A 21,350-nucleotide genomic window follows, 5' to 3' on the forward strand; every position below is an offset into this window, starting at 1 on the left:
GTCGGATCGGAGTCAGGGGAATGCACGGCGCAAACGCTACCGCAGGCTGCGCTCGCGCATTACACGTGTTTCGTCCCATACGGGCTCATCGGATTCGTAGACGCGTCCATCGGACCCGAATACGAGAAACCGTTCGAAACTGCGCGCGAACCACCGATCGTGCGTCACCGCGATCACGGTCCCCTCGAACGCAGCGATCGCATCCTGCAGTGCATCAGCCGACAACAGGTCGAGGTTGTCGGTCGGCTCGTCGAGCAACAGCAAGGTTGCTCCCGAGAGCTCGAGGAGAAGGATCTGCACGCGAGCCTGCTGCCCACCCGAGAGGTTGTCGTACAGCTGTTCCGCGGCACGCGAGAGGCCGTAGCGGTCGAGGGCTCGGCTTGCAGCTTCCCGTCCCATCCCGTCGCGGTGCTCATTGCCGAGATGAAGGATGTCGAGCAAGGTCTTTCCGGTCAGATCGGGACGGGTATGAGTCTGTGCGAACAGTCCAGGACGAACACGGGCACCGAGGACAGCGGTACCGGTGTGCGGAACCGGGGCGAGCGCGAGTTCTTGGACCGGCTCGTGCTCGCGTTCCGGATCGGTACCGCCCGAGGCGAGGAGGCGGAGAAAATGCGACTTGCCCGAGCCGTTGGAACCGAGCACGGCGACACGGTCTCCGAACCAGATCTCGGCGTCGAAAGGCTTCATCAGGCCGGTCATCTCGAGCCCGGTACACACGAGTGCGCGCTTGGCAGTCCGGCCTCCGTGCAGTCGTACGGTCACGTTCTGCTTCAGCGGCACTGCTTCAGGTGGGCCCGCGTCCTCGAACCGAGCGAGGCGCGTCTGGGCAGCGTGGTAGCGCGCCGCGACACCGTCGTTGAACTTAGCCTTCTCACGCAGACGAAGCACGAGCGCACGGAGCTTCACGCGCTCTTCGTCCCATCGTCTTCGCAGTTCGTCGAGGCGAGCGTTCCGATCGTCGCGCGCGTCGTAATAGGTATCGAATCCAGCGCCGTGCACCCACGACGTCGCGCCGTTGATGCCCGGCTCGAGAGTCACGATTCGGGTGGCAGCGTTGGCAATCAATTCGCGGTCGTGACTGATGAACAGAACAGACTTGTCCGACTCACGAATCGTTTTCTCCAACCACCGCTTTCCCGGGACGTCCAGGTAATTGTCGGGCTCGTCCAACAGGAGGAGCTGATCGCTACCGGCGAACAACGCTTCGAGCACCAGACGCTTTTGTTCGCCGCCGCTCAGCGTCGCCGCTGCACGCCACTTCGCCGAGTCGAACGGCGTGCCGAGCGCGGACATCGTGACCTTGTCCCAGAACGGCTCGAGGTCGTAGCCGCCGACATCTCCCCAGTCGGACAGTGCCGCTGCATATTTGAGCTGCGTCTTCTCGTCGTCCGTCTCGATCATCGCGTTCTCGGCATCGTCGAGAGCCCTCGCGGCCCTGCGAACGGCAGGTCCAGACACCGACAGCAGCAGATCGAGAACCGTCGAATCGTCGCGAAGTTGTCCGACGAATTGCCGCATCACCCCAAGGGCACCGGAGTGCGTCACGCCACCGTCTTCGGGCGAGACGTCGCCGGCGATGATCCGCGTCAACGTGGTCTTGCCGGTTCCGTTCGGTCCGATCAGTGCGGTCTTCGCACCGTCACCGACGCGGAAACCGACCCCGCTGAGGAGCTGCCTGCCGTCGGGCAGGAAGTAGTCGATGTCGGTCAATTCGAGGTGGGCCACAACTACGAATCTATGCCAGCGTCATCGCATGAGTGGTGTTCAGTGTCTGCGTACCCCCTGCGTCGACGTGCGCGTGCTCGACGCGCAGACGCGCGGTATCGCCATCCGTGGTCAACAGCATGACTCCGTTGTCGAACCATGGGCCCGCCTCGGCACCCCACGTCACGTCCGGCGGTGCCACTTTCGCCGCCCGCGCGAGCCGAGCGAGCATCCACGCGACGGGCTTCTTGATCGCCAGACGGTTCACGGCGCGGATCGGCAGGTTCAGGGGATTGCGGAACGGTGACATCGTGAGCTGATATGTCGCCGGCACTTGCCCGCCGACGCCGAACTCCGCTCGGGCGACGTACGAGCAATGCACGTCACCCGAAAGCCACATGATGGTTGCCGGTGCGGTGTCACTCCGGGACAATTCCCGCGTCAGGGTTGCCATGTCCGCGAACGACTTTCCAAAGGCGGCCCAGTGTTCCAGATCGAGCTCGATGCGGAGCTTCTCCCCTACTTTCGCCGCGCGCTTGCCCCAACTCCCCTGTGCCACCGCCTCGTTCCACTGCTCGAGGTGGTGCAGCGCAGGGAGCATCAGGTACGGGAGCGAGGAGCCGAAAAGCAAGTGCCGCGGCGATGCCTCCAGCGCTCGCTCCCGCACCCATGCCCACTCGACGTCGTCGACCATCGCGCGATTGGCCGGATCGAGTTCCCGTGAGCAACGCGAGTCGATCATGACCAGACGGGTATCGCCGAAGTCCCGGTAGAAGCTCCACCGTCCGGTGTCGGGAACGGCGTCGACGCGCAGCGAGAAGTCGGCAAGCACACTTTCGCGATCGGAATCCGACGCTGCCGTGCGAACTGCCTCGTACAACCCGTCACTGGCAAGTTCGTCCGGCGACAGGTTACCGAGATGCTGATAGACCCAGTACGACGAGAAGGCACCGACGACTCGGTCCTTCCACCACGGCCTCGTCTCGATGTCCCTGCGCCACGACGCCGACGAGTTCCAGTCGTCGCGCAGGTCGTGGTCATCGAGGATCATGCACGAGGGCACGCTGGCCAGCAACGTTCGTACCGGTTCGACCCCCCAGGACTCGTGGTAGAGCCACGAGTACTCCTCGAAGTCGCAGATCTCGTCTTCCGCATCGGTGCCACGGGCGCTGGCCGGCCCGGCGCCCGACGCCCTGCGCGCCCGCACACGCTCGATGATCTCCGGTGACGGGTCGTCGGCGTACACCTGATCACCGAGCAGCAGCAAGGCCTGTGGCCACTCGCTCGGATCCTGGTGGGCCATTCTCGTTCCGAGCCCGGCCAACGCGTCCGCACCGATTCGTTGCAGTGACTCGTCACCGTAGTTGTCTCCGCGTCGGCACGAGCCGAAAGCGAAGGTGACCGGGCCGTCGCGGTCGATGGTGTGAATTGCGGCAGTCTTGCCCGCCTCCGGCCACACCACCTGAGCGTCGAATGCCACATCGTAGGTGATTGCGGTGTTTTCGGGCAGATCGGTCAACGCAACGAGCGCGTAGTGGTGCCCGTGAACTCCCCACGTCGGCGCTTCAGCGTGGACGCCCGCGTCTGTGGTGACCTGCACTGTTCCCGGCCCGTCGAACTCGAACCAGAACGTTGCGTCGTGTGCGCCGACGTAACGCACGAGCGGACCGAGAACCAAGGGCATGGACGACGTCATTGTTCACACGATGCCCCTACCGAGGGCCGGCGCGCTACTGTCGGTGGTCACAGACGTGCGAGCAGCTTGCCTGCAAGCCGCTCCAGATACGCAAGAACCTCGTCCTCCGATTTGTCGGGCATCCCATACACCACTTCGGTGACGCCCAGCTCACGCCAACGGTCGAGTTTGGCATCGTCGGGCTTGAAATCGAGCACAACGATCTGCGGCTTCCCGTCGCGGCCGGCCTCCTCCCACAGACAGTGCAGTGTGGACACCCTCGACTCGATGTCCCGCTCCCCCGGCGTGGTGATCCAGCCGTCCGCCGAACGCACGATCCATGCGAAGTTCTTGTCTGTTCCCGCTGCGCCGACGAGTGTGGGAATCGCACCGCCCTGAACAGGTTTCGGCCACGCCCAACTGGCACCGAAGTTCACGAACTCGCCGTGATACCGAGCTTCCTCGTTCGACCACAACGAACGCATGGCTTCCAGATACTCGCGCAGCATGGTACGTCGACGCCCCGCCGGGACACCGTGATCGGCCAGTTCGTCAGTGTTCCAACCGAACCCGACGCCGAAGTTGACCCTGCCGCCACTGAGGTGATCGAGCGAGGCGATCGACTTCGCCAACGTGATCGGATCATGCTCGACGGGAATGGCGACGGCCGTGCCGAGGCGGATGGTCGAGGTGACTGCGGCCGCAGTCGACAGCGACACCCAGGGGTCGAGGGTTCTCGCGTAGCGATCGTCAGGCAAGGATGCATCACCGGTCTGAGGATGCGCGGCCTCGCGCCGGACCGGGATGTGGGTGTGCTCGGGAACGTAGAACGACGCGAAGCCGAGCCGTTCACCCGCAGCAGCGGCAGCGGCGGGTGTGATTCCACGATCCGAGGTGAACAGGACCAGTCCGAAGCGCATGCAATATTAGAACGTGTTCTAGTCTACGACGCAAGCAACGGCGAGCGTCACACCTCGCGAACTCGTCTTACCCAGTATCAGCTCACCGCCGCCGCTCGCGAGAATGGCCGCGGCCTCGGCGACGCTGGAGGTGCCTGTTTCGGCCCGCGCTCGGTCCGAGGGATGAGGTACGTTCACCCGACTCAATCGCTCGGCCGACCATACGTGCAACGGGACGCCGAGCGCGTCGGCGACCGACTGCGCCTGTGGTTGTTTCCCTTCGAGGGTCGAGACCGCAACCACCGCCCAGTCCCGAGACGACAATTCGTCGAACACGGCGAGGCAGTCACCCGACGTGGCCGAACTCGTCATACCGAGGCCGAGCACCACCCGTTCAGGCATCGAGGCTGCAATAGCGCGCGCACGCACTCACGAATCGCCCGATCGAACGAGGATTTCCGGCGGGGTGGGTGTGCAGGTACGACGCATGGACGCCGCCCTGCACGAAACCTTCGCGAACGACGCCAGCGCCCGGACCCGTTCGTCGCCATCCCCATGCCGGAGCACTGTGCGCACCATCGCTGTCGACCAGCATCGTTCGGTGGAATTCGTGGCCAGTCACCCGTTGGCCTGCTTCGAAGAGCACAGAAGTCTCCAGTGCGACCGCGTCGCGATACCCGAGAGTCAGAACGGATCCGAAACGAGCGTCGGCGTCGATCACGCCGGCCATCGCGTGCCCGTCCAGGTTCCGAGCCAGGTAGAGCAGACCGGCACATTCGGCGTGGATCGGAATGCCGCGGGAGGCAGCGTCCCGCACGCCACTCAGCAAGGCAGTGTTCGCCGCAAGGGCCTCCGCGTGCTCTTCGGGAAATCCGCCTGGAATCACCACTCCCGCAGTGTGCTCGGGCAGCGCATCGGTGAGCGGGTCGAACACTGCGACCTCGGCCCCCGACGCTCGTAGCAACTCGACGTGCTCGGCGTATCCGAACGTGAACGCAGGCCCGCCCGCAATCGCGACGACAGGCGAACCGTCGTGACGCCCGCCGACTTCGTCTTCCGCGTCCCACGCGGTGTCGGTGACCGCGGAACGCGCCAGAGCCTCGATCGCACCCAGGTCGACATGGGTTCGGACAAGTTCAGCCATGGCATCGACTGCACTGCGTGCGCGCCCGCCGTGCTCGAGTGCGGTGATCAGCCCGAGATGGCGTGACGGAACGGCGAGTTCGGCCGTCCGGGGAAGTGAACCGAGCACCGGAACTCCCACACGTTCGCAGGCCTGTCGAAGTACTTCCTCGTGGCGAGGACTCCCGACTCGATTGAGGATGACGCCGCCGATCCGGACCGACGAGTCGAACGTCGAGAATCCGTGCAGCACCGCCGCCAGACTCTGACTGTGTCCGCGCGCGTCCACGACGAGCACGACCGGCGCACCGAGCATGGCAGCGACGGCGGCCGTCGACCCTTCCGCAGACGCGGCAGCGGCACCCGACATGTCGATCTTTCCGTCGAACAGGCCCATGACACCTTCGACGATCGCGATGTCGCACCCGGCGGTGCCATGACCGAACAGCGGTCCGATTCGCCGTGCGCCGACCATGACGGCATCGAGATTGCGACCGGGTAGTCCCGTCGCCAGCGCGTGGTAGCCGGGATCGATGTAGTCCGGACCTACCTTGAACGGGGCGACCCGACGTCCGGCCGCGCGCAGGGCGCCCATCAGACCGGTGGCTACCGTCGTCTTGCCGCTGCCGGATGCCGGAGCGGCGATGACGACTGCCGGAACGGAGGCGGTCACCATTCGATGCCGCGTTGACCCTTGCGGCCCGCATCCATCGGGTGCTTGACCTTGGTCATCTCGGTAACGAGATCGGCGGCGTCGATCAGCGCCTGAGGCGCGTCGCGCCCGGTGACGACGACGTGCTGGTTGCCCGGGCGGTTCGTCAGGACTTCCACGACCTCGTCGACGTCGACCCATCCCCACTTGAGTGGGTAGGTGAACTCGTCCAGGACGTAGAAGCGGTGGGTCTCCTCCGACAACCGGCGAGCAATTTCGGTCCACCCGTCGGCCGCCGCTGCGGCGTGATCGACCTCGGAACCCTTCTTACGCGTCCAGGACCAGCCTTCGCCCATCTTGTGCCACTCCACGGCGCCACCGGTACCGGTGGACTCGTGCAGTTCGCCGAGCATCTTGAACGTGGCTTCCTCGCCGACCTTCCACTTCGCGCTCTTCACGAACTGGAAGACTCCGACATCGAATCCCTGGTTCCAGGCCCGAAGCGCCATGCCGAATGCTGCCGTCGATTTTCCTTTGCCTGGCCCGGTGTGCACCGCCAGAACCGGCTGGTTGCGCCGCTGGCGTGTTGTCAGTCCGTCTTCCGGAACCGACCCTGCGAGTGGGACTCCCTGTGGCATGACCCGCTCCTCACGCGGCCGCGCGGACGACTGCGGCGACCTGCTCCGCCGACAGATCGGCCAATCGGACGTATCCCGCCCCCAGATGCTTGGCGAAGTCGGCGGCGAGACCCAGTCGCACAAGACCTGTTTCGCAGTCGACGACCACCGATGCGATTCCGTCGCCGGCCACGCGGTTGGCCGCAATGCGTGCGCGCCCGACGGGATCGATCCCGCCGGTGGCGCGACCATCCGTCATGGCGACTACGAGCGCCCGCCGCAGTGGATCGCGGACCTTTTCACGAAGCACCACCTCGCGTGCTTTCAGGAAGCCCTGCGCAAGAGGCGATTTGCCGCCTGTCTTCATTCGACGAAGCCGCGTGACCGCCACATCGACGCTCGACGTGGGTGGAAGCACCAGCTCGGCATCGCGTCCACGAACGGTGATGACCGCGACCTTGTCGCGGCGTTGGTAGGCATCCTTGAGCAGGGAGAGAACAGCGCCGGTGACCGCGGACAATCGATCACGCGCGGCCATCGACCCGGACGCGTCGACGACGAAGACGATCAGGTTGCCTTCGCGGCCCTCGCGCAACGCACCCCTGAGATCGGCCGGTTCGAGCTTGAAACGACCCGAGGTACGCCCGCGGCTCACCTGTTCTTCCGCGGCCGCGAAGAGTGTCCCGATCACGTGGATGCCGTTGCCGGGCTCCGTCGTCGGCCGAACCGCACGCCCCTGCGCCGAACGTGAGCGAGACCTACGCCCGGGGGCCCCCTCGCCGATACCCGTCAGCTCCATCGTGCGGGCACGAAACTGCGCACCCGGTGCCGCCGCCTCCCGTTCACGCGAACCGCCGCCGTGCGGCGGTGAGTCCGAGTTCGGTTCCTCACCCGATTCCGGAGCCTGAGCTCCGCCTCCATCGTCGTCGGGGTCGGGGTCGGGGTCGGTGTCGGGGTCGGGCGCGTCGGGTTCCGGGCGGTGCGCGTCGGCCTGCTCGGCGGCATCGCGCATCTTCTCGTCCAGTGCTCCGTCGTCGATCCCCGGTTCGTCGAAGGGATCACGCCGACGTCGGTGCGGCAGAGCAAGTTCCGCAGCGACGCGCACATCGGCTTCCTCGACCACAGCCGAGCCGCGCCACGCCGCATGTGCGGTAGCGGTCCGAGCCACCACGAGATCAGCTCGCATACCGTCGACGTCGAACGACGCGCAGAGCGCCGCGATTCGTCGCAGTTCGGTGTCGTCGAGCACGACATCGTCGACGACGGCTCGCGCGCGACGGATTCGATCGGCGACCTCGGCGTCCTCGGCCGAGTATGCGGCCGCGAACACCTGCGGGTTGCGTTCGTAGTTCAGGCGCCGCCGAACTACCTCCATTCGAGTGTCGACGTCACGCGAGGCTTTGACGTCGACCGCGAGTCCGAACCGGTCCAGGAGCTGGGGGCGCAATTCGCCCTCCTCTGGATTCATCGTCCCGACGAGAACGAACTGCGCCGGGTGCGAGTGGGATACACCGTCGCGCTCGATGTGCACTCGGCCCATCGCGGCAGCGTCGAGAAGCACGTCGACGAGATGATCGTGGAGCAGATTGACTTCGTCGACGTACAGGACTCCGCGGTGCGCGGCGGCGAGCAAACCGGGCTGGAACGCGCGCTCACCGTCGCGCAGCACTTTCTCCAGGTCGAGCGAGCCGACGACGCGATCCTCGGTCGCCCCGACGGGGAGTTCGACCAGCCGGGCCGGCCGCACGACGCCGTCGTCTTCCACCTCGGGCAGCAGCGCTGCGAGCGCTCGAACCACCGTCGACTTGGCAGTGCCCTTTTCGCCGCGCACGAGCACTCCCCCGATACCGGGGTGAACTGCGCACAGGACCAGGGACAGGCGCAGCTGATCCTGACCGACGATCGCACTGAACGGATAGCCGGGCTGCTGCACTTGTGTTCTCCTTCGTCCCGACGGACTCCGCGCCGCCGGATATGAATGACCCGCCGGACAGACGGGCCGTACTACGAAGCTGTGCGGTGATCTGACTTCGGTGCCGAGCAGTGTGCCCGGCACCTACACAGTGGCGGGACCGCGCCTGATTCGCACAGGACTTCCCCGCACCAGCTCCGGTGTCGTTCTTCTACCGATTCGAATCTACGTCTCACTCCACGGCGTACCGCCGCCGCGGCGCATCGGCGTGTGTGGGATGCCGTCCTCGAGTACCTCCTCGCCGTCGGGCAGGAACCCGTGCTTGGCGTACATGTCGACGAGGTAGCTCTGCGCGTTGATTCGACACGGCGAGGAACCGACCTCCGCGAGCGCGGCGCGCAGGATTCGCGTCGTGTGGCCCTGTCCGCGGGCGGAGCGCTGCGTGCACAGCCGTCCGATTCGGAACGCCTTCTCGCCGTCGTCGTGCTCTTCCAACAGACGCAAGGTGCATACGACCTCACCGTCGCGTTCGAGCCAGAAATGCCGTGTTTCGGTCAATAGATCGCGGCCATCGAGCTCAGGGTAGGCGCACGCCTGCTCGACGACGAAGACCTCGACACGCAGCTTCAACAGGTCGTACAAGGTGTTGTTGGACAGGTCCAAGGCCCAGGATCGCTTGAGGGCGGCAGCTTGCGTAGTCATCAGCTGTTGCTATCACACGCCGCTGGGCTGTGCGAATCGGGAGGTCTGTTCGAGCTCCAGCCTCTGCGAGGTCCAGTCGAAGATTTCGCGGAACAGCGACCGATCCTCGGCCAGCTTTCGGCCGAGCGACGGAACCATCTGCTCGAGTTTCGGCTGCCATCCTGCGTACTTGTCACCGAAGCAACGCTGCAGAACGTCGAGCATTGCCGGCACGGCCGTCGAGGCTCCGGGCGACGCGCCGAGCAGACCCGCGATGGTGCCGTCTGCCGCGTTGACGACTGCCGTCCCGAACTCCAAGACGCCACCACGGCCCTTCTTCCGGATCACCTGCACGCGCTGGCCGGCGGTGACGAGCTCCCAGTCTTTGCCCACCACGTTCGGCGCAAACTCGCGAAGTGTCTCGACACGGTCGGATTCGGACTGCGCGAGCTCACTGACGAGGTACTTGACCAATCCCAACTCGGTGACACCGACGCCGAGCATCGACATCAAGTTTCCGGGCTTGACCGAGCTGGGTAGATCGGTGAGCTTGCCCTGCTTGAGGAACTTGGGTGACCATCCGGCGTACGGCCCGAAGAGCAAGCCGGCCTTGCCTCCGATGACGCGGGTGTCGAGATGGGGAACGGACATCGGAGGGGCGCCGACGGACGCTTTGCCGTACACCTTGGCCGAATGCTGCGAGATGAGATCAGGATTGGTGCACCGCAGCCATTCGCCGCTGACCGGGAAGCCGCCGAAGCCCTTGATCTCCTTGATTCCGGACTTCTGCAGCAGGTGAAGCGCACCGCCGCCTGCGCCGACGAAGACGAACTTGGCGTTGACGGTCTTCTTCGTGCCGGTCCGCAGGTTGGCGATCTTGAGGTTCCACGTGCCGTCGGACTGCTTGGTGATGTTCCTGACGTCGCTGCCGAAGTGGACGGTGCTACCGGAGCCGGAGATGTAGTTCAGCAGCTGACGGGTGAGGGCACCGAAGTCGACGTCGGTTCCCGCATCACTCCAGTTGAGCGCGATCGGGTCCGAGAAGTCTCGCCCCGCGCCCATCAATGGGAGCCGCCTGGTGAACTCGTCCGGACTGTCGATGTACTCCATGCCTTCGAACAACGGGTTGGAGGCAAGTGCGTCGTAGCGGGCGCGCAGGTACTTCGCATTGGACTCGCCGTGCACGAAGCTGACGTGTGGAATCGGGTTGATGAAGTTCTTGGGGTCGCTGAGCACTCCCGACTCGACGCTGTGCGCCCAGAACTGACGTGAGACCTGAAACTGCTCGTTGACGTTGAGCGCCTTGGCAATGTCGACGGACCCGTCTTTGTTCTGCGGGGTGTAGTTCAACTCACACAGCGCGGAGTGTCCGGTACCTGCGTTGTTCCATGCGTCACTGCTCTCGGCAGCTGCGGCATCGAGTCGCTCGTACACGTCGATCGACCATTCGGGCTCCAGCTGCTTCAGCAATGCGCCGAGGGTGGCGCTCATGATCCCGGCGCCGACGAGAACCACGTCGGTCTTCACTTGCTTGACCTGCTCTTCGTTCGACCGCTGTTCATTCGACACTGGAGAATCGACTTCCTTGTCCGTGAGTTCTCTGGCAAATCTGCTTCAGGTGGCGGTTACGTTACCCGCCCGTATGTACCCATTCCGACACACACGAAAAGCGCTTCCTCGATTGTGCTCCTGATGCGCCGCCGGCAGTGCCCACTACAGTTGTGATCTGTGACTACCTGGGTGCCCGATGTCCTCGGCGACGGCTACGAACAGACCACTATCGACCTGGGCGAAGACCCGGACGGAGAAGGGCAGGTCGAGGCCACCCTCGTCCGGTACCAACCCGTCGAGTCCGCATCGACGGGCCGGGCGGTGATCTACGTGCACGGGTTCACCGACTATTTCTTTCAACAGCACCTGGCCGAGCACTTCGCGGCCGACGGCTTTGCCTTCTACGCACTCGATCTGCGCAAGTGTGGCCGGTCTCTGCGCGAGGGTCAGACTCCGCACTTCGTAACCGATCTGGCGTTCTACGACGAAGAACTGAACCGGGCGCTGGCATTGGTTCGCGAGGCGACGGACGGTTCCGTCGTACTGCTGGCCCACTCCACCGGCGGACTGATTCTGCCCCTGTGGCTGGACCGGCTCAATCGTCGAGAAGGCGGGACAGCCGGCCTCGGCATCGACGGTGTGATTCTGAACAGCCCCTGGTTCGATCTGCAGGGCCCCGCGGCCGTGCGCAGCGTGGGCACGGCCGCGATCGATGTGATCGGCAGGGTCAAGTCCAAGACGGCCGTTCCTGGCCAAGGACTGGACACGTACGGGCTGTCCCTCTCCAAGGACCACCATGGTGAGTGGGAGTACAACCTCGACTGGAAGCCACTGTCGGGTTTCCCGATCACATTCGGGTGGATCCGCGCAATCAGGCACGGCCACGCGAAGCTGCATCGCGGTCTCGACATCGGAATCCCATCGCTGATTCTGCGCTCGAAGGTCACACACTTCTCGCGCAAATACAGCTCCGAGATCGATGTCGCCGACGCAGTGCTCGACGTACGGCAGATCGCGCGATGGGCCGGGTGTCTGGGTGACCGCACCACGATCGTCCCCATCGAAGGCGCTCGCCACGACGTGTTTCTCTCCCGTGAAGAGGTACGGACACGTGCCTTCGACGAAGTGGACGAATGGCTCGACTGGCTGTACCGAAGTGCGCACATCGAACATGAGTCGGGCAAGGACCACTCCGAGATCGGAACCATCTCATGAGCCATGACGACACCGACCATTTCGACACTGATCATTTCGATATCGCGATCATCGGCTCCGGTTCGGGCAACTCGATCGCCGACGACCGATTCGCCGACCTGAAGATCGCGCTCCTCGAGGAGCGTTCCCCGTTCGGCGGCACGTGCCTCAATGTCGGCTGTATCCCGACGAAGATGTTCGTCTACGCCGCGGAAGTGGCTCGGACGATCCGCGACTCTTCTCGTTATGGTGTCGACTCCACGCTGGACGCTGTGCGATGGCCCGACATCGTCGATCGCGTGTTCGGTCGCATCGATCCCATCGCTGCCGGCGGCAAGCGCTACCGCGAGAGCGGCAGTCCCAACGTGACACTGTTCTCCGGTCACGCGACGTTCACCGGACCTCGGACGATCGACACCGGCACCGGTCGTGTCATCACAGCAGACCAAGTGGTGGTTGCCGCCGGTTCGCGACCCGTGGTTCCCGAGCAAGTGCGTCGATCGGGCGTGCCGTTCCACACCAACGACGACGTGATGCGCCTTTCCGAGCTACCCGAGCATCTCGTCATCCTCGGATCCGGCTACATAGCAACGGAATTCGCGCACGTATTCGGTGCTCTCGGATCGAGAGTATCGATCGTGGCGCGGAAGGACACGTTGCTGCGCGGGCTCGATACCGATGTATCGGCGCGATTCACCGAGATAGCGCAGAAGAACTGGGAAATTCATCTGAACTCGGGAGAATCCGAGGCGGTGTCCAAGGATGGTCTCGTCGGACTCGAACTTCCCGACGGGACCGCGGTGCTCGGTGACGCCTTGCTCGTCGCGATCGGCCGCGAGCCGAACGGTGACCGTATCGGCGCCGACGCGGCCGGAATCGAACTGGACGACGAAGGCAGAATCGTCGTCGACGAGTTCGGTCGCACCACTGCCGACGGCGTCTTCGCGATCGGCGACGTGTCCTCGGAGTACCAGCTCAAACACGTCGCGAACCACGAAGCTCGGGTCGTCTCGCACAACCTCCTGCAGCATGCGTGGGAGGACACGTCGAGCTTCCGCGCGTTCGACCATCGATTCGTGCCCGCCGCGGTGTTCACTCATCCTCAGATCGCCGCAGTCGGGCTGACCGAGGCCGAGGCGCGCGAAGCCGGATTCGATACCTCCGTGAAGGTTCAGAATTACGGTGACGTCGCCTACGGCTGGGCTATGGAAGACCAGGAAGGCTTCTGCAAGATCGTCGCCGAGAAGGGGACCGGCAGAATTCTGGGCGCGCATGTGATCGGCGCCCAGGCGCCCACCGTCATCCAGCCGCTGATCCAGGCGATGAGTTTCGGTACGACGGTCACCGAGATGGCGCATGGCCAGTACTGGATCCATCCCGGGCTGCCCGAGGTCGTCGAAAACGCGCTACTCGGGCTCGATATCTGACACTGTCTACGGGGGCTACCAGGGACTGGTGCGCAGCACTATCTCGGTTGCAAGCGCGGCGGGGGCATCCGACGGAATGTTGTCGACCCCATCGAGTTGAACGACGCGGAAGTCCCCGTAGACAAGCCTCCCGCTGCTGTCGGCCCCGGCGCGACGCAGTGAACTACCGATCACCAACGTCGTCGGCAATTCGACGGGCGGGCAATCGGCAGCCAGCACAGTACCTGTGTCGTCGGCTACGGCCGGATGCATCCGATCACACACCACGAGGCTCGCGAATTTGCCGAAGGTTCGTGCTGCCAACCCCCATGCCAACTCGGCACCTTCCCGGTTGCCGACCAAATGCACCCACGGCAGCGCCACTTCGTTCAGTATCTCGAGCACCGCATCGTGGTCGAGGCCGCTACCATCTTCCACCGCAACAGTTTTCAGGTCCGAGTTGTGCAACCGCTCGACCACGGCGTCGAACACGTCCGGAGGGTCGCCGACGCCGGGCAGCAGTAACACCGCATGCCGCGAATCCGGTCCGCCGATTCGCAACTTGTAATCCATGGGATACGACGCTACTGCACACCCCGATGCGAGTCGACGCCGTGCTCGATCACGTCGAGCACGGCGTCGACATCGACGTTGTTCTCGACAAGATCGGCCAGCAGATCGAGTTGCTGCTCGCGCATCGCCGCCACGGACACCCCGGGCGCGACTGCGAATCCGAGACGCCCGGAACGGTCCGCGGCCCAACGCAACACGTGCCGTCGGAACCCGTCCGATTCGAGAAGACCGTGCCAATGCGTGCCGAGAACAGAACCGGAAACACTGCCTTCGTTACGACCGTCGGAGTAACGCAGCAGCGGATCGTCGCCGTTGTGGACCACGCGACCGTGGTGAATCTCGTACCCGGCTACGTCCGCATCGGCAAACCTCGGGGACGAGCCGACCACGCTGTCGAGGACCTTGTCCGGCGCGAATTCGATGACAAGGTCGAGAAGTCCCAGGCCCTCGGCCTCGGCCGAGTCCGACTCGATTCCGTCGGAGATCGAGCGCCCGAGCATTTGATAGCCGCCGCAGATCCCGAACGTGGGGCGCCCCTGCCGTGCCCGCTCGACGATCGCGTCCGCAAGCCCGGTGCGACGAAGCCAGTCCAGGTCCGACAGAGTCGCCTTGCTCCCCGGCACGACCACGAGGTCGGCGTCGGTCAGTCGTGACGGCCCGGTGACCCAGTGCACCGACACGCCTGGCTCACATGCCAGAGCTTCGACGTCGGTGGTGTTCGAGATCCGCGGTAAGCGGATCGCAATCACCCGCAACCACTGCGACCCGACCGGGCGGGCAGGTCGACCGACCGGCGCATCCGCGACAGTCCCCAACGAGTCCTCGGCATCCATCCACAAATCCTCGGAGTACGGAACGACGCCGAACGTCGGCCTGCCGGTGAGGCTTTCGAGCTGTTCGAGTCCGGGTGCCAACAGGGAGGGATCGCCGCGAAACTTGTTGATCACGAACCCTTTGATCAACGCCTGATCCTCCGGGGACAGCACGGCAACCGTTCCGTAGAGATGCGCCAGCACTCCCCCACGATCGATGTCTCCGACTATCAACACCGGTATCGACGCGGCAGTAGCCAGGCCCATGTTGGCAAGATCGGTCGACCGCAAATTGATCTCTGCAGGTGACCCTGCCCCTTCGCAGATCACGACCGAGTAGTCCTCGCGTAGTGAGTGCAACTCCTCCGCGACGACGGCACGCAGCGTATGCCGATGCTCGATGTAGTTCGTCGCAGACACCTGCGCGACCGCACGGCCGCGCACCACCAGTTGCGACGTACGGTCGCTTCCCGGCTTCAACAAGACCGGATTGAACCTCACACTGGGTTCGAGACCGCATGCTCTTGCCTGCATCGCCTGCGCACGGCCGATCTCACCTCCGTCGAGGGTGACCACCGAGTTGTTGGACATGTTCTGCGCCTTGAACGGCGCAACCGACACACCCCGGCGGGCAAGCAACCGGCACAGACCCGCCACCAGAACACTCTTACCTGCATCCGACGTCGTCCCGGCAACCAGCAACGCTCCGCGGACTTCGCTCACGGCAGCCTTCTACACTTCACTCCGCAGGCTCCGCTCACGGCAGTGTCAGAATCTCGCTACCCGTTTCCGTGACGACGAGGGTGTGCTCGAACTGCGCAGTCCACTTGCGGTCTCGGGTAACCACGGTCCACCCGTCGTCCCACATCTCGCCGTCGATCTTTCCCAGGTTGATCATGGGTTCGATCGTGAACGTCATTCCCGGTTCGATGACGGTCTCGACGGACGGCTGGTCGTAGTGCAGAACGACAAGTCCGTTGTGGAACGTGGTTCCGATACCGTGGCCGGTGAAATCCTCGACGACTCCGTAACCGAAACGGTGCGCGTACGACTCGATGACTCGACCGATCACGCTCAACGCGCGACCGGGTTTGACGGCCTTGATCGCCCGCATCGTGGCTTCGTGCGTTCGTTCGACGAGTAGGCGTGCTTCCTCGGATACGTTGCCCGCGAGGAACGTAGCGTTGGTGTCACCGTGGACGCCGTCGATGTACGCGGTGACGTCGATGTTGACGATGTCACCGTCTTCGATGACGGTCGAGTCGGGAATGCCGTGGCAGATGACCTCGTTGAGCGATGTGCAGCACGACTTCTGGAATCCTTTGTAGCCGAGCGTCGACGGGTATGCCCCGTGGTCGACCATGTACTCGTGTGCGATGCGGTCCAATTCGTCGGTCGTCACACCAGGCGCCACCGCGCGGCCCGCTTCCTGCAACGCCCGCGCTGCGATCTTCGAGGCAACACGCATCTTCTCGATCACTTCCGGCGTCTGCACCCACGGTTCGTGGCCTTCGTTCGCCGTCGGCTTCCATGCATACTCCGGTCGCTCGATCGACTTCGGCACGGACCGAACGGGCGACACTACGCCCGGCACGAGTGGCTGACGGGGCTTGCTCTCGGCGGTCACAGACATGGTCATCAGGTTAGTCGCTGTGCATGCGACGTCACCGCCTGCGTGCACGCGGCTATGATTCAGCTCACAGAACCGACGAAGGGGTCGACTCGTGCCGCCCACCGATCTACTACGACCACGCGATGGCGATGCGCTGCGCGCAGAACTTCGTGAGGTGATGAAGTCCTCAGGTATACCAGTGGTGTTCGGCGGTGAGGTGACGGCTCACACTCTGCACTTGAGCGAGTTGCACGGCACCAGGACCCGCGGTCTGCAGGGGTTGATGATCCCGAGTCGATCCGGTCTCGGCGGCCGAGTCATGGATCAGCGTCGACCAGCAGCAGTCAGCGACTATGGCAACTCGCAGTACATCACCCACGACTACGACCGACCGGTCCTCGGTGAAGGCCTACGGTCCGTGCTGGCTGTACCCGTCGTCGTCGAAGGTGCATCGCGAGCAGTCATGTATGCGGCGATACGAGAACGTGGACCGATCGGCGACCGCGTGGCAGACGCGATGGTCCGCGCGTCGCGGCGCCTTTCGCAGGAGATCGCGATCAGAGACGAAGTGGACCGTCGAGTGCGGCTCCTCGGCGCACGGCCCGACAGCGTCGATTCGGCAGCCGCCACGGAAGCACTACGGGAGGTCCACGCCGAGATTCGGGCGCTGACCGGCTCGGCCGACGATCCCGTGTTGCAGTCGAAGTTGACGCGCCTGTCGGAACGGATAGCGCTCGCACTCAGCCCGGCAATCGGCGACGACACCATCGCCGTGTCGGCACGCGAACTGGACGTTCTGGCTCAGGTCGCGCTGGGGTGTACCAATGCCGACGCTGCGGCACGATTGTCGTTGAAACCGGAAACCGTGAAGTCCTACCTACGCAGCGTCATGAACAAGACAGGGACCCGGACGCGTCACGAAGCCGTCGTCGCCGTGCGCAAGCTCGGCCTGTTGCCCTAGTACCCCTCGGGCAATTGCTCGAACATCTCGCGCGTCACCGCGACGGCGTTGTCGGAGCTTCCGCCACGAACCACGAGGGTCGCGAACGCAAGATCGCCCCGATACCCCACGAACCATGCGTGGGATCCGCCTTCGACTTCGGCTTCACCCGTCTTGCCGTACACCTCGCCCTGGTCCGCGATGCGCTCTGCCGTACCGCTGGTGACCACCGAGCGCATCATTCCTCGAAGTCCGTCGACCATCGCGGGGTCGATGACCGGGTGCTCACCTTCGATGGTCGTTTCCCGCCCGACGATCAGTGTGGGCACAGGGGTCGAACCGTTGGCGACCGTTGCTGCGGCGAGCGCCATTCCAAACGTCGACACGACGACCTTGCCCTGACCGAAACCGTCTTCGGTCCGCTGAACCAGTTCCTCGGCCGGTGGAACCGACCCCGAATCGGTGGGTAGACCGACGACGCCGTACTCCGGACCGACACCGAACTGCGACGCCGCGATCGTCAATGCGTCCGCGGGCATCTCGCTGGCCAGCTTCGCGAAGGACGTATTGCACGAGCGGGTGAATGCCGTACTCATGGAGACGTTGCCGAGGGCGAATTCGTTGTAGTTGGGAATGCTCCGCTCGCCGATCACGATTCGGCCCGGACACGGCACGGTGGTCTCGGGCCCGGCGAGGCCGGTCGAGATCGCTGCACCCGCGGTGATGATCTTGAACGTCGATCCCGGCGGATACAACCCAGCCGAGGCAACAGGTCCGTCACGATCGGCTTCCTCGTTCTGCGCGACCGCCAGAACCGCACCGCTCGACGGTTGGATCACCACCATCATTGCCTGCTCGGCGCGTACGTTCACCGCGTTCTGTGCGGCCACCTGAATGTTGCGATCGAGGGTGATGGAGAACGACGGTGCCGGCTCGGGAGGCGTATCGGTCAAGACATCGATGTCGACACCGTTGCGGTTGACCGTGACGACACTCCACCCCGCTGTGCCGTCCACCTCGTCGATCACCGACTTCTTGACCTGCGACACGAGGTCGGGTGCGAAGGTCCGATCGGTCGCAATGAGATCCGACTCGTCCGACACCGTCACCCCGGACAGTCCCGACAGCGACGCCGCCACGGTCTGGTAATCGTCGTCACGCAGGAGCGCAACCGGGTAGTCCCCGTCGATCGACGTCGCAGACTCGACGATGCTCTGCGCGGAAATCGTCTGGTCGAACCGGCCGAGTATCCGCGCCAGACCCGTAGCAGATGCCACGATGTCTTCCGACTCGTCGGCGTCGATCTTGACGCGATGCACCACACCGGGGACGAGGACGTCGGTTCCCGAGCGTTCGTTGACCCTCGCTCGCGGCGGCGCCGTCGACCGAAGGGCCATCGTCTGTGTATCACCGAGACCAGGATGAATATCCGTCGATGTCCAGCGAACTCCCCATTGGCCGTCGGTCCGGCCCATCTGCAACTCGCCGTCGTACGTCCACACGCGATCTTTCGGCAGGTGCCACTGATAGCTGTATCCGACCGTCGCGGTGTCACCGTCGACGCGCACCGAAGTCGTTCTGGCATCGAGGGATTCCGCTTGCAGGTCCTCCCACACGTCGTTCAGTGCCGTGGCCGCCGAATCGGGCCGATCGGTGTCTGCGGACGCGGCGCCGATGTCGCGAGCCGAGAACGCCGCAAGGAACGCCTGGGCCGCCGGTTCGGGACCATCCGGGCTCGGAGTGCATGCGGTCGCCGAACCTACGAGCACCACACAGACCACTGCAGCGGAAGCCACACGTCGAGAAAGCCGCACATCCGAGAATCTCATCGCGCTCATCGTAGTTCGACCACGACGCGACAACGCTGAGCGAATCGCACTCAGTCCAGAAGAACCGTCGTGAATGTCGCCACCTGTTTCAGGCCGATGCGCGCATACGCCCTGCGGGCTGGGTAGTTGAAGCTGTTGACGTACAGACTGGCGATGCGGCCGGAACGAACCACCGCATTCGCCACCGCAGCAGTGCCTGCAGATCCGAGTCCGTGGCCTCGATACAGAGGATGCACCCACACCCCCTGAATCTGGCCGACTGTGGCTGATTGTGAGCCGATTTCGGCCTTGTAGATCACCTGGCCGTCCGCGAACCGCGCCCAGGCGCGGCCTGCGGCGATGAGTCCGGCGATTCGACGTCGATATCCACGGCCGCCGTCGTTCGCCCGCGGGTCGACTCCGACCTCCTCGATGAACATCGCTACGGCCGCGGTCAGATAGACGTCGAGTTCGTCGGCGCGCACGAGCCGAACACCGGGATCGGCCGGGTGATCGGACACCTGCGAGGTGGCAAGGAGAGGCTGCTCGCATCGAAGCTCCCGAGCAGCGCCCCAGTCCGCTTCGAGCATCTCCCACAACGGCAGCGTCAACTCGGCGCGACCGACGAGCGAGGAACACATCCGCGGACCACGACACGCACGATCGGCGAAGGAACGTAGATCATCGACGGATCCGAGTAGCGGCACGAGGTTGGCACCGTAGAAGCACAGGGACTCGTCCGGACCGCCACGGCTCCACATCTCACCGTGGAACACGCGCGGGTCGAGACCGAATTCCTGCACACGCGCGGCGATCATGCACGTAGCGATGGGGTCGGCATCGAGCACGCGGAGGACATTGGCCGTGTCCTTGCTACTCAGTGGCTTGGCGCCGAGGAGTTTGAGCACCTCGTGTCACCTCCTACCAACACATCCACCGTTGTCCGCATCCACCCTCATCGAGACAGATTGCCAGATGAAGCCGAATCGGTGGGACATTCGGTCCCACCTCGCGCCTAGCCGACCGTGATCACCGGCGTTCCGGCGTCCGCTGCTTCATCATTGTCGAACTCCTCGGCAATGCGCATCGCTTCCTCGATCAAGGTCTCCACGATCTGCGCCTCGGGAACGGTCTTGATGACTTTTCCCTTGACGAAGATCTGACCCTTGCCGTTGCCCGATGCCACACCGATATCGGCATCGCGGGCTTCACCTGGTCCATTCACGACGCAGCCCATCACCGCCACGCGCAACGGAATCTCCATGCCCTCGAGGCCCGCAGTGACTTCGTCGGCCAGCTTGTACACGTCGACCTGCGCTCGACCACAGGACGGGCACGACACGATCTCGAGCTTGCGCGGTCGTAGATTGAGCGACTGCAAGATCTGCGTACCGACTTTGATCTCCTCGGCCGGCGGCGCAGACAACGACACCCGAATAGTGTCGCCGATCCCCTGGGCGAGCAGGGCGCCGAACGCCACCGCGGACTTGATGGTGCCTTGAAACGCCGGACCCGCCTCGGTGACACCGAGGTGCAGCGGATAGTCGCACTGCGCGGCCAACTGCTCGTACGCGGCGACCATGACGACGGGGTCGTTGTGCTTGACGGAGATCTTGATGTCGCCGAAACCGTGTTCTTCGAACAGACCGGCCTCCCAGAGGGCCGATTCGACGAGCGCTTCCGGGGTCGCTTTGCCGTACTTGTCCATCATCCGCTTGTCGAGCGAACCCGCGTTGACGCCGATACGGATCGGGATGTTCGCATCGCCGGCTGCCTTCGCGACCTCTTTGACTCGGCCGTCGAATTCCTTGATGTTGCCCGGATTCACCCGGACGGCAGCGCAGCCCGCATCGATCGCGGCGAAGATGTACTTGGGCTGGAAGTGGATGTCTGCGATGACCGGGATCTGGCTCTTCTTGGCGATGATGGACAGTGCGTCCGCATCATCCTGTGTGGGACATGCCACACGAACGATGTCGCAACCGGACGCCGTCAACTCGGCGATCTGCTGCAAAGTCGCATTGATGTCATGGGTCTTGGTCGTGCACATCGACTGCACGGAAATGGGGTGGTCGCTGCCTACTCCAACAGATCCGACCTGCAGTTGACGCGTCTTACGGCGAGGTGCGAGTACGGGAACCGGCGGCGCCGGCATTCCCAATCCGACTGACACAGTCACTTCGTTGCCT

Annotated in this window: 18 protein-coding genes and 1 riboswitch; of the genes, 3 read left to right on the forward strand and 15 right to left on the reverse strand. The window is 64.2% G+C overall.

The window, feature by feature from the left end; translation table 11 throughout:
* Positions 1-36 precede the first annotated feature (36 nt).
* The 9 genes from ACODSO_RS07250 to mqo form a co-directional block, all read right to left on the reverse strand.
* Complete coding sequence (locus tag ACODSO_RS07250) at positions 37-1,728, reverse strand: ABC-F family ATP-binding cassette domain-containing protein (protein WP_489036094.1); 1,692 nt, start codon at positions 1,726-1,728, stop codon at positions 37-39.
* A gap of 10 nt (positions 1,729-1,738) precedes the next feature.
* A complete protein-coding gene (locus ACODSO_RS07255) occupies positions 1,739-3,403 on the reverse strand; it encodes a DUF7800 domain-containing protein (RefSeq protein WP_489036096.1) in 1,665 nt (554 codons plus the stop codon).
* A gap of 47 nt (positions 3,404-3,450) precedes the next feature.
* Positions 3,451-4,302, reverse strand: coding sequence for an LLM class F420-dependent oxidoreductase (locus tag ACODSO_RS07260; RefSeq protein ID WP_489036098.1), 852 nt, complete (start codon positions 4,300-4,302; stop codon positions 3,451-3,453).
* An 18-nt stretch (positions 4,303-4,320) separates the two neighbouring features.
* On the reverse strand, positions 4,321-4,683 hold the full coding sequence (locus ACODSO_RS07265) for a cobalamin biosynthesis protein (RefSeq protein ID WP_489036100.1): 363 nt from the start codon (positions 4,681-4,683) through the stop codon (positions 4,321-4,323).
* Positions 4,676-6,079, reverse strand: a complete 1,404-nt coding sequence (locus tag ACODSO_RS07270; RefSeq protein ID WP_489036102.1) for a cobyrinic acid a,c-diamide synthase CobB — start codon at positions 6,077-6,079, stop codon at positions 4,676-4,678. Before ACODSO_RS07270 ends, ACODSO_RS07265 begins: the two co-directional genes overlap by 8 nt.
* Positions 6,073-6,693 carry a cob(I)yrinic acid a,c-diamide adenosyltransferase gene (gene cobO, locus ACODSO_RS07275; RefSeq protein WP_068375553.1) on the reverse strand — a complete coding sequence of 207 codons (621 nt, stop codon included), beginning with the start codon at positions 6,691-6,693 and terminating at the stop codon, positions 6,073-6,075. The genes ACODSO_RS07270 and cobO overlap by 7 nt, the downstream gene beginning before the upstream one ends.
* A gap of 10 nt (positions 6,694-6,703) precedes the next feature.
* Positions 6,704-8,605 carry a magnesium chelatase subunit D family protein gene (locus ACODSO_RS07280; RefSeq protein WP_489036103.1) on the reverse strand — a complete coding sequence of 634 codons (1,902 nt, stop codon included), beginning with the start codon at positions 8,603-8,605 and terminating at the stop codon, positions 6,704-6,706.
* Positions 8,606-8,649: 44 nt separating this feature from the next.
* A riboswitch (adenosylcobalamin (AdoCbl) riboswitch) is annotated at positions 8,650-8,797 on the reverse strand.
* Between the two features lie 12 nt (positions 8,798-8,809).
* Positions 8,810-9,286: a GNAT family N-acetyltransferase gene (locus ACODSO_RS07285; protein ID WP_489036104.1), complete on the reverse strand. Its 477-nt coding sequence runs from the start codon at positions 9,284-9,286 to the stop codon at positions 8,810-8,812.
* Positions 9,287-9,298: 12 nt separating this feature from the next.
* Complete coding sequence (gene mqo / locus ACODSO_RS07290) at positions 9,299-10,834, reverse strand: malate dehydrogenase (quinone) (RefSeq protein WP_082897857.1); 1,536 nt, start codon at positions 10,832-10,834, stop codon at positions 9,299-9,301.
* Positions 10,835-10,993: 159 nt separating this feature from the next.
* Here mqo and ACODSO_RS07295 point away from each other — a divergent pair, with 159 nt between their 5' ends.
* Both ACODSO_RS07295 and mtr read left to right on the forward strand, forming a co-directional pair.
* Positions 10,994-12,031 (forward strand): alpha/beta hydrolase, encoded by a 1,038-nt coding sequence (locus ACODSO_RS07295; RefSeq protein WP_489036106.1) that lies wholly within the window; start codon positions 10,994-10,996, stop codon positions 12,029-12,031.
* The gene (gene mtr / locus ACODSO_RS07300; protein WP_489036107.1) at positions 12,028-13,437 is read left to right on the forward strand and encodes a mycothione reductase; all 1,410 of its coding nucleotides are present in this window, start codon (positions 12,028-12,030) and stop codon (positions 13,435-13,437) included. The genes ACODSO_RS07295 and mtr overlap by 4 nt, the downstream gene beginning before the upstream one ends.
* Positions 13,438-13,452: 15 nt before the next feature.
* On the opposite strand, the gene ACODSO_RS07305 is transcribed toward mtr, so the two are convergent.
* From ACODSO_RS07305 to map, 3 genes are read right to left on the reverse strand one after another with little or no spacing between them, the layout of a single operon-like run.
* Complete coding sequence (locus ACODSO_RS07305) at positions 13,453-13,989, reverse strand: alpha/beta hydrolase (RefSeq protein WP_489036109.1); 537 nt, start codon at positions 13,987-13,989, stop codon at positions 13,453-13,455.
* An 11-nt stretch (positions 13,990-14,000) separates the two neighbouring features.
* Positions 14,001-15,524 (reverse strand): cobyric acid synthase, encoded by a 1,524-nt coding sequence (locus ACODSO_RS07310; protein ID WP_489036110.1) that lies wholly within the window; start codon positions 15,522-15,524, stop codon positions 14,001-14,003.
* Between the two features lie 34 nt (positions 15,525-15,558).
* The gene (gene map / locus ACODSO_RS07315) at positions 15,559-16,434 is read right to left on the reverse strand and encodes a type I methionyl aminopeptidase (RefSeq protein ID WP_068375538.1); all 876 of its coding nucleotides are present in this window, start codon (positions 16,432-16,434) and stop codon (positions 15,559-15,561) included.
* Positions 16,435-16,525: 91 nt separating this feature from the next.
* On the opposite strand from map, the gene ACODSO_RS07320 reads away from it, so the two are divergent.
* Positions 16,526-17,374 carry a helix-turn-helix transcriptional regulator gene (locus ACODSO_RS07320; RefSeq protein WP_489036111.1) on the forward strand — a complete coding sequence of 283 codons (849 nt, stop codon included), beginning with the start codon at positions 16,526-16,528 and terminating at the stop codon, positions 17,372-17,374.
* Here ACODSO_RS07320 and ACODSO_RS07325 read toward each other — a convergent pair.
* The 3 genes from ACODSO_RS07325 to ispG all read right to left on the reverse strand — a co-directional run bounded on the left by ACODSO_RS07325 (position 17,371) and on the right by ispG (position 21,340).
* Complete coding sequence (locus ACODSO_RS07325) at positions 17,371-19,182, reverse strand: penicillin-binding transpeptidase domain-containing protein (protein WP_489036112.1); 1,812 nt, start codon at positions 19,180-19,182, stop codon at positions 17,371-17,373. The two genes, ACODSO_RS07320 and ACODSO_RS07325, sit on opposite strands and share 4 nt — an antisense overlap.
* A 50-nt stretch (positions 19,183-19,232) precedes the next feature.
* A complete protein-coding gene (locus ACODSO_RS07330; protein ID WP_489036114.1) occupies positions 19,233-20,069 on the reverse strand; it encodes a GNAT family N-acetyltransferase in 837 nt (278 codons plus the stop codon).
* A 107-nt stretch (positions 20,070-20,176) separates the two neighbouring features.
* Positions 20,177-21,340 carry a flavodoxin-dependent (E)-4-hydroxy-3-methylbut-2-enyl-diphosphate synthase gene (gene ispG, locus ACODSO_RS07335; RefSeq protein WP_489036115.1) on the reverse strand — a complete coding sequence of 388 codons (1,164 nt, stop codon included), beginning with the start codon at positions 21,338-21,340 and terminating at the stop codon, positions 20,177-20,179.
* Between the last annotated feature and the right edge of the window lie 10 nt (positions 21,341-21,350).

The sequence above is a fragment of the Rhodococcus sp. FG69 genome (genome assembly GCF_057808915.1).